The sequence below is a fragment of the Rhodoplanes roseus genome (assembly GCF_003258865.1).
Classification (GTDB): domain Bacteria; phylum Pseudomonadota; class Alphaproteobacteria; order Rhizobiales; family Xanthobacteraceae; genus Rhodoplanes; species Rhodoplanes roseus.
On the sequence record NZ_NPEX01000431.1, the window covers coordinates 1 to 3,497 of the forward strand.

The window sequence follows — 3,497 nt, forward strand, 5'->3', positions numbered from 1 at the left end:
CCGGCGCTCCGCGCCGTCCCGGAATGACCGAGGTGATCGGACGGACGCCGTATGACACGACCCGGAGGGGAACCATGACCAAGAACCTCACGCCGCTCTGCGCCGCTTTGTCCGCCGCCGCCCTCCTGGTCGGTGCGACGGCGCTGCCGGCCGCCGCGGACGCCCGCGCGGCCATTGCCGGCGCCGCGGGCTGGACCGCGGTCGGCCCGGCGGTCGGGCATTTCGGGCCGGCCCCGACCCAGCGCCTCGGCGCCATCCTGTCGACCGAGATGCTCGGCCCCGTCACCCTGGTCCAGCCGGCGCGGCCCTACGACCTCGAGCTGTTCGCGCCGCACCTGACCGGCGCGCCCGCAGCTCCGGCCCTCGCCGTGGCCGACCCGCTCTTCGGCAAGGCGCCGCTGATGGCGCAGGGCGTGGAGTAGGGGCCGGATCGCCCCCGCGAGCTCGTTCGCGGGGTGCCTGGTGGCGGCGCCGGGCGCTCTGACAGGATCACCCGCCGGGGCGGACGGCATCGGCGGGCCCGGGGCGGAGCAGGCATGGGCGGCCCGCGCACGCTGTACGACGACGACGTACGACGACGACATCCTGCTGTGGTCCGAGCAGCAGGCCGAACTGATTCGTAGCCTCGCTGGCAGGCGCGACCTCCCCGATGCGTTCGATGCGGAAAACGTCGCGGAGGAGATCGCGAGCGTTGGCCGATCCGAGCTCGCCGCGGTCAAAGGGCTCATCCGTCGGCTTCTCATCCGGGTCATGATGCTCACGGGGGATCCCGACGCAGCCCCGGTGCGCCACTGGCGGGCCGAGATCGTCGGCTTCCACGGCGACATGCTGCGTCGCTACGCCCCCTCCATGCGCCAGCGCATCGATCTGGACGCGCTGTGGCGCTCGGCGCGCCAGCAGGTGGCGCTGGCCTACGAGGGCACGCCGCAGCAGGACGCGGTCGCGGCACTGCCCGACGCGGCGCCGCTCGGCCTCGACGACCTCCTCGCCGCACCGCCCGACGTCGCCGGCCTGGTCCGCCGGGTGCAGGCCGCCGTCCGGGCGTGACCCGGCCCACCCAGCGCGCGCCGCCCGTCAGGACACCTCGCTCCACGTCTCGCGCAGCAGCGCCAGCCAGGCGTCGCCGGCGGGCGACAGGTAGGCGCCGCGCCGCCACGCCATCGCCATGCTCCATTCGGTCCCGGGCGCGTCGAGCAGGACGAGGCTGATCGGCACCTGGGTGCGCTGGGTGGCGATCATCCGGGGCAGGAAGGCGACCCCGAGCCCGGCGCCGGCCAGCCCGGCGATGAAGTCGATCTGGCTGCTGCGCGCCACCACGGTCGGCTCGAAGCCGTCGCGCCGGCAGGCTTCGAGGATGATCCGGTTGAGCGTGAAGCCGCTCTCGAACAGGATGAACGGCGTGTCCCGCAGGTCGCCGAGCCGGAGCGTGTCGCGGCCGGCGAGCGGGTGGCCCGGGGCGAGCAGCGCCATCAGCGGCTCGCTGCGCACCGCCTGCTGGGCGAATTCCTGGGCGATCGGCGCCAGCAGCCCGGCGAAATCGATGTCGCCGGCCTCCAGCAGCTCGTTGAGCCGCTCGCTGCCGTGCTCGACCAGCCGAATCTCGATCTCCGGATGCCGCTGCCGGTAGACGGCGACGAGCGGCGCGAACAGCACGCCGCTGCCGATCGGCGGCAGGCCGAGCCGCAGCGTGCCGCGCTTCAGGCCGCGCAGCTCGGCGAGCTCGGCCGTAAGGTCGTCGCGCTCGGCGAGCAGCCGCAGGGCGCGCCGGTAGACGATCTCGCCGGCCGCCGTCAGCGTGACCCGGTGGCCCAGCCGGTCGAGCAAAGGCAGCCCGATCTCGTGCTCGAGCTGCTTCACCGCCTTGCTGACGGTCGACTGGGTGGCGAACACCACCTTGGCGGCCGACGAGAAGCCGCCCTGCCGCACCACCTCCACGAAAGCCCGCAGCGTCCTGAATTCCATGATCTATTCCATATACGACTTGATCGCAGTCGTACAATTCATTTAGTGCATGCCGCATTGCGATATACCGTCGGGGCCAGATCAACCGGAACCCCCGCCATGACCCGGCTCGCGCCGCTCGGCCCTCGTCACCTCGTCGTCCTCTCCCGCCGCCTCGTCCGCCGCAGCCGGCTGCTGCAGATCGGCCTCGTCGGGGTCTTCTGGCTGGCCGGCGAGGCGATCGTCCGCACCACCGGACTGCCGATGCCGGGCGGCATCGTCGGCCTCGGCCTCGCCTTCGCGGCGCTGGCAGCCCGGCGCCTGCCCGTCGTCACCATGAAGCGCGGCGCCGACTGGTTTTTGGCCGAGATGCTGCTGTTCTTCGTGCCGGCCGTGCTGGTCGTGCTGGACCACGGCGAGCTGCTCGGCCTGCTGGGCGTGAAGATCCTCGCCGTCATCGTGCTCAGCACGGCGGCCGTGATGGGCGTGACGGCGCTGACCGTCGACCTCTGCTACCGCTGGACCGAGCGTCATGTCGCTGCCCGCCTTGCTGACTGAGCCTCTGGTCCGGGCGGTCGCCTGGTCGGCTGCCACCATCGTGTTCTATCTCCTGGCCAAGCGGATCCACCGCCGCTGGCCGCGCTGGTGGCTGATGCCGCTCGCCGTCGCGCCGGCGCTGCTGGTGATCGCCGCACTGCTGCTGCACGAGTCCTATCGCGACTACATCCGCGGCACCGGCTGGCTGGTGGCGATGCTCGGGCCCGTGACGGTGGCGTTCGCGGTGCCGATCTACGAGCAGCGCGCGATGATCCGCCGGCACTGGCCGCTGTTGCTGGTCGGCGTCACGGTCGGCAGCGTCACGGCGGTGGCGTCGAGCTGGGGCCTCGCGTCTCTGCTCGGCGTCGACGGGGCGCTGCGGCTCAGCCTGCTGCCGCGCTCGATCAGCACGCCCTTCGCCATCGAGGTGTCGGGCGAGATCGGCGGCATCCCGGATCTCACCGCCGTGTTCGTGGTCATGACCGGCGTCACCGGCGCGGCGATCGGCGATCTCGTGCTGGCCCGGCTGCCGCTGCGCTCGGCGATGGCCAAGGGCGCGCTGTTCGGCGTCGGCGCCCACGGCGTCGGCACGGCCCGGGCCCACCAGATCGGCCGCGAGGAGGGCACCATCGCCGGCCTGCTGATGGTGATGGTCGGCATGACCAACGTCGCCGTCGCCCCGCTGCTCGCCCACCTGCTGCCCTGACCGGCGCCGGCGGCGCCCCTGGCGCCGGCGCCAAAACGGCCGGCGACGGCGAACGGCAGGGCGACGGCGAGGCGCGACCCCCCCGGCGCCGGGCCGGCGGCGAGGCCGGTGGCGCCGATCGCAGATCGTCGTCGATCGTAGCCTGGGCGGAGCGCAGCGACGGCCGGGCTGGGCCTCGCGGGAATCCCGGAGCTTCGTTCCACCCGAGCCGGGCTGCGAGGCGGTCACTGAGATTGTCGGGGCCGCATCCTTCGAGGCCCGGCTTCGCCGGGCGCCTCGGGATGAGGAGCGAGTGGGGCGCGGCGTGGCGTGG

Annotated in this window: 5 protein-coding genes; 4 read left to right on the top strand and 1 reads right to left on the bottom strand. The window is 73.2% G+C overall.

Going from position 1 to position 3,497, the window contains the following annotated elements; genetic code table 11:
- Positions 1-74: 74 nt before the first annotated feature.
- Together CH341_RS29585 and CH341_RS29590 are read left to right on the top strand one after the other, a co-directional pair.
- A complete protein-coding gene (locus CH341_RS29585; protein ID WP_146604678.1) occupies positions 75-422 on the top strand; it encodes a hypothetical protein in 348 nt (115 codons plus the stop codon).
- A gap of 40 nt (positions 423-462) precedes the next feature.
- Positions 463-1,047, top strand: coding sequence for a DUF29 domain-containing protein (locus CH341_RS29590; RefSeq protein ID WP_170149862.1), 585 nt, complete (start codon positions 463-465; stop codon positions 1,045-1,047).
- 27 nt (positions 1,048-1,074) lie between these two features.
- On the opposite strand, the gene CH341_RS29595 is transcribed toward CH341_RS29590, so the two are convergent.
- Positions 1,075-1,962 (bottom strand): LysR family transcriptional regulator, encoded by an 888-nt coding sequence (locus tag CH341_RS29595; protein ID WP_111422950.1) that lies wholly within the window; start codon positions 1,960-1,962, stop codon positions 1,075-1,077.
- A 99-nt stretch (positions 1,963-2,061) separates the two neighbouring features.
- Here CH341_RS29595 and CH341_RS29600 point away from each other — a divergent pair, with 99 nt between their 5' ends.
- Entirely contained in the window at positions 2,062-2,499 is a 438-nt protein-coding gene (locus tag CH341_RS29600) for a CidA/LrgA family protein (protein WP_111422952.1), read from the top strand.
- Positions 2,474-3,184, top strand: coding sequence for an LrgB family protein (locus tag CH341_RS29605; RefSeq protein ID WP_111422954.1), 711 nt, complete (start codon positions 2,474-2,476; stop codon positions 3,182-3,184). The genes CH341_RS29600 and CH341_RS29605 overlap by 26 nt, the downstream gene beginning before the upstream one ends.
- Positions 3,185-3,497: the final 313 nt, after the last annotated feature.